Source organism: Natronomonas sp., assembly GCF_036625485.1.
In the GTDB taxonomy this organism is placed as follows: Archaea; Halobacteriota; Halobacteria; order Halobacteriales; family Haloarculaceae; genus Natronomonas.
In genome coordinates this window covers 1-4,133 of the sequence record NZ_JAZKTR010000185.1, presented here as the reverse complement: position 1 = coordinate 4,133, position 4,133 = coordinate 1, and the positions used below count along the sequence as shown (strand labels likewise).

Genomic DNA, 4,133 nt, shown 5'->3' with positions numbered 1-4,133 from the left:
GGGCGCGTGGCCTCTGGAGTCAGTCGCCATGCCTGGCTTGGCCACGTCCCCTCGCCTACTCCTATTTCGGGTTTCCCTAAAGGGGTTTCGATTCGGGGTATCCCTTTGTGAATAGCTCTCCAAGTGAGCGTATGGGCGAGGTACCGGTCACGGTCATCGACGGCGACGAGGAGTGGACCTTCGAGGTCGAACGCGGGGCGAACCTCCGGCGGGCGCTCATCGAGAACGGCTTCGACGTCTACGGGACGGTCTCGCGGTATGCCAACTGCGGCGGCCGCGGGTTATGCAGCACCTGTGGGGTCGCGATTCACGAGGGCGTGCCGGAGCCGACCCACTGGCACGACAGAGAGGCCGAACGCTGGGGCTATCCGAGGCTCTCGTGTCAGATCGAGGTCGGAGAACCGATGACGGTGGAACTACTCGACAAGATCGTCTGGGGGCAGGTGTTTCCCGACTTCGGGACGGATCAGCGATCCGTCTCGGACCACGAGCAGTCCTGACATTTGAACCCCGTCACGAACTCCGTCACGCTGGGCATGTAGCCCACCTTGAGGACGTCGCCGCCGCAGTCGGGACACTCGCGGTCGGCGTCCTCGATGCCTTCGGTGTCCATGACGGATTCGCCCTCGATGAGTTCGGCGAGCTTGCCCGGCGTGACCATACGACCCTCGACGACGCGATTGTCGGCCATACCGAAGGCGGGGGACGGAGAAACCTAATTCCAGCGATGAGGGCCTACAGCCACGGGGCGCGGTCGCCCTCGTCGATGCCGGGCGAGCCGTCCTCGGAGCGGTCCGATTCCTCGGGGGCCGACTCCTCGGGGACAGGGCCTTCGACCGCGCCGTCGGCGAGGGCGGATTCGGCGTTGCCGCCGTCCGCGGCGGCGGGCGTCTCGGTGGCCGACTCGATGGCCTCGGCGTCCATCGCACCCTCGGGGTTGAACGCCAGCAGGCCGGTGATGCCGAGGACGACCAGCGCCAGCGGTTCCTCGCCCGTGATGGGGCCGACCTCGAGGATGGTCAGCGGGAGGACGCCCAGCGCGACCGCGCTGCCGAAGCGGAAGCGGTCGATGTCGACGTTACCGCGGAGCCACGGGCCGAACATGGCGACCGCCAGGGCGAAGGAGACGCCGATGAGGGCGGCACCGGTGCCGTAGGCGACGTAGATCGGCTCGGAGACGTACGCGAACTCGAAGCCGCCGGGACGGAAGCTCGCGACGAGGCCGAGACCGATGATGACGCTGGGGTTCGGCAGGTATTCGCCGATGGTCGCGCTGGCGGTCTTGGCCGCGATAGCGAGGATGACCAGCGCGGCGAAGCGCTCGAAGATGACGAGGTTCAGCACCGACTCGATGGTCGGGGCGATGGCGGCCTGCAGTGCGGCGCCGGGAACGACGACCGCACCCACCAGGAGGATGTTCTTGGCGCGGTCGCGGCGGCTGCCCTCCATCTCGGCGAGGACGACCGCGAGGGTCGCACTCCCGCCGAAGATGAGCAGTCCGACCTCGACCATGCCGAGGATGCCGGAGACCGCCCCGGCGATGATCAGTGCTGCGAAGATACCGTCGATAAGGGGCAGCGCCATGACGGTCGCGAGGAGACGCGTCCCCTCACCGACCTGCCGCTCAAGGCGTAAGGCTATCGGGTGGCGTGATGCACTCATGCGTCAGGCAGGATGACCCTCACCGTGGGATGAACGGTGGTAATCGCCGCGATACCCTCTCGAACGGGGGGAGAGCCAATCAAGTGCGGCGTTCTCCGCTTTATTTGTCCCAATCGCGAATTTAAATGTAATGCCGGTAGCGAAGCTGATCTTGCCGGCGATACACTGTGCGATGGGACTAACGGAGTCCATACATCATGAAACAATTGAGCGAAGCATAAGTGTTGTGTGAAACACGTCCCCACACACCGGACGAATACCCACCCATCAGCCGATTCGGTTGAGGAACCGACGAGGCGTAGAGAATAAACGGACGGTCATCCATCAGTGGCTGATAGCGTACAGATTCCAACACCGATGGCGAGGTCTGCCGCTATCACAGCCCGAGTGGGGCGGCTCGTCGGCCTCGTCGTGTCCTCACATACCGTGCCGCTGGCGCTCTCGCAACGTTTTTGGGCGGCGCCGCCTGACCGTTTACATGGCGAGCGACGATCCATTCTCGGAGAAACTCCGCGTACCAGAGGCATTGACGTTCGACGACGTTCTTCTCCGGCCGAAGGAAAGCCGCGTCGAGCCCGACGCGGCGGACATGACGACCCGGGTGTCGACGAACGTGACGCTGAACATCCCGGTTCTCTCGGCGGCGATGGACACCGTCACCGAGGCCGAACTGGCGACCGAGATGGCCCGCCAGGGCGGCATCGGCGTCCTCCACCGCAACATGACCGTCGAGCAGATGGTCGAGGAAGTCGAGGAGGTCAAACGCGCCGACGAACTCATCATCCGTGACGTCGTGACCGCCGCCCCGGACCAGACCGTCCGCGAAGTCGACTCCATGATGGAACGGGAAGGCGTCTCCGGCGCCCCCGTCGTCGACGACGAGGATACCGTCCTCGGCATCATCTCGGGCACCGACATCCGCCCGTACCTCGAGGTCGGCGAAAGCGACCTCGTCCGCGAGGCGATGACCGACGAGGTCATCACCGCCCACGAGGAGGTCACCCCGCGACAGGCGCTCGAACTCATGTACGAACACAAAATCGAGCGCGTCCCCATCGTCGACGAGGACAACCACCTCACCGGCCTCGTCACGATGGCCGGCATCCTCGCACGCCGCGAATACGACAGCGCCGCCCGCGACGACGACGGCTCGCTCGTCGTCGGCGTCGCCGTCGGCCCCTTCGAAGCCGACCGCGCACAGGCCGCCGACGAGGCCGGCGCGGACATCGTGTTCATCGATTGCGCGCACGCGCACAACCTCGACGTCATCGACTCCGCTCGCGCCATCAAGCAGGAGATCGACGCCGACGTCGTCGTCGGCAACGTCGGCACCCGCGAGGCCGCCGCGGAAATCGTCGACTTCGCCGACGGCGTCAAGGTCGGTATCGGCCCCGGTTCCATCTGTACGACCCGCATCGTCTCCGGCTCCGGCATGCCCCAGATCACGGCCGTCGCCGAGGTGGCCGACGTGGCCAGCCAGCACGACGTGCCCGTCATCGCCGACGGCGGCATCCGCTACTCCGGCGACGCCATCAAGGCCATCGCCGCCGGCGCCGACGCCGTCATGCTCGGCTCCTACTTCGCCGGGACCAAGGAAGCGCCCGGCCGCATCATCACCCGCAACGGCAAGCGCTACAAGCAGTACCGCGGCATGGGCTCGGTCGGCGCCATGAACGACGGCGGCGGCGAACGCTACCTCAAGGAAGAGGAGGAAAACGAGGAGTTCGTCCCCGAGGGCGTCGAGGCCGCAACGCCCTACAAGGGCTCGCTCTCGTCGGAACTCCACCAGCTCGTCGGCGGCATGCAGTCCGGCATGGGCTACGTCGGCGCCGAGACGATTCCGGAGTTCAAGGAACGCTCGGAGTTCGTCCGCGTCTCCTCGGCCGGTCAGACCGAGAGCCACGCCCACGACGTCGTCATCACCGACGAAGCGCCGAACTACAGCCCCGACACCTGAACGGGACGCGCATAACTGACGGCCACGCCTTTCGATCGTCCTCGTTTTTCGACCCGCGAACCCTGGGTCACCCCTGACGCTCGGTACCGTTCACGTCAATAGAGCTTTCGCACTCGAGGTCATCACCCCGGACCATGAGTCACCGCACGTTCGAGGACCTAACCGTCGGCGAGACGATAGACTGCGGGACGACCACGGTGACCGAGGAGGACATCGTCTCCTTCGCGGAGGAGTTCGACCCCCTCGACATCCACGTCGACCCGGAAGCGGCCGCCGAATCCCCCTTCGGCGGCGTCATCGCCAGCGGCATCCACACCTTCGCTCTGACCCAGCCGCTGGTCGTCAAGTCGTTCTACGGCGACTCCGACCTCGTCGCCGCCAGGCACATCGAGGACCTTCGCCTACCCGCGCCCGTCCGTCCGGGCGACACCCTCCACGTCGAACTGGAAATCGTCGAGACCGGCGTCTCAGAGCGCGGCAACGGGCTGGTGACGACGCGACGGACCGCGACGGT

5 protein-coding genes are annotated in these 4,133 nt (G+C 66.1%); 3 read left to right on the top strand and 2 right to left on the bottom strand.

What is annotated here, in order from left to right:
• The first annotated feature begins 131 nt into the window (after positions 1-131).
• Complete coding sequence (locus tag V5A53_RS13355) at positions 132-500, top strand: 2Fe-2S iron-sulfur cluster-binding protein (protein ID WP_332314112.1); 369 nt, start codon at positions 132-134, stop codon at positions 498-500.
• Here V5A53_RS13355 and V5A53_RS13350 read toward each other — a convergent pair.
• Entirely contained in the window at positions 467-691 is a 225-nt protein-coding gene (locus tag V5A53_RS13350) for a DUF5795 family protein (RefSeq protein ID WP_332314111.1), read from the bottom strand. The two genes, V5A53_RS13355 and V5A53_RS13350, sit on opposite strands and share 34 nt — an antisense overlap.
• 44 nt (positions 692-735) lie before the next feature.
• Positions 736-1,662: a DUF5794 domain-containing protein gene (locus V5A53_RS13345; RefSeq protein WP_332314110.1), complete on the bottom strand. Its 927-nt coding sequence runs from the start codon at positions 1,660-1,662 to the stop codon at positions 736-738.
• Positions 1,663-2,140: 478 nt separating this feature from the next.
• Here V5A53_RS13345 and guaB point away from each other — a divergent pair, with 478 nt between their 5' ends.
• Together guaB and V5A53_RS13335 are read left to right on the top strand one after the other, a co-directional pair.
• Positions 2,141-3,619, top strand: coding sequence for an IMP dehydrogenase (gene guaB / locus V5A53_RS13340; RefSeq protein WP_332314109.1), 1,479 nt, complete (start codon positions 2,141-2,143; stop codon positions 3,617-3,619).
• Between the two features lie 134 nt (positions 3,620-3,753).
• On the top strand, positions 3,754-4,133 hold a 380-nt coding region (locus tag V5A53_RS13335; RefSeq protein WP_332314108.1), incomplete at its 3' end, for a MaoC/PaaZ C-terminal domain-containing protein.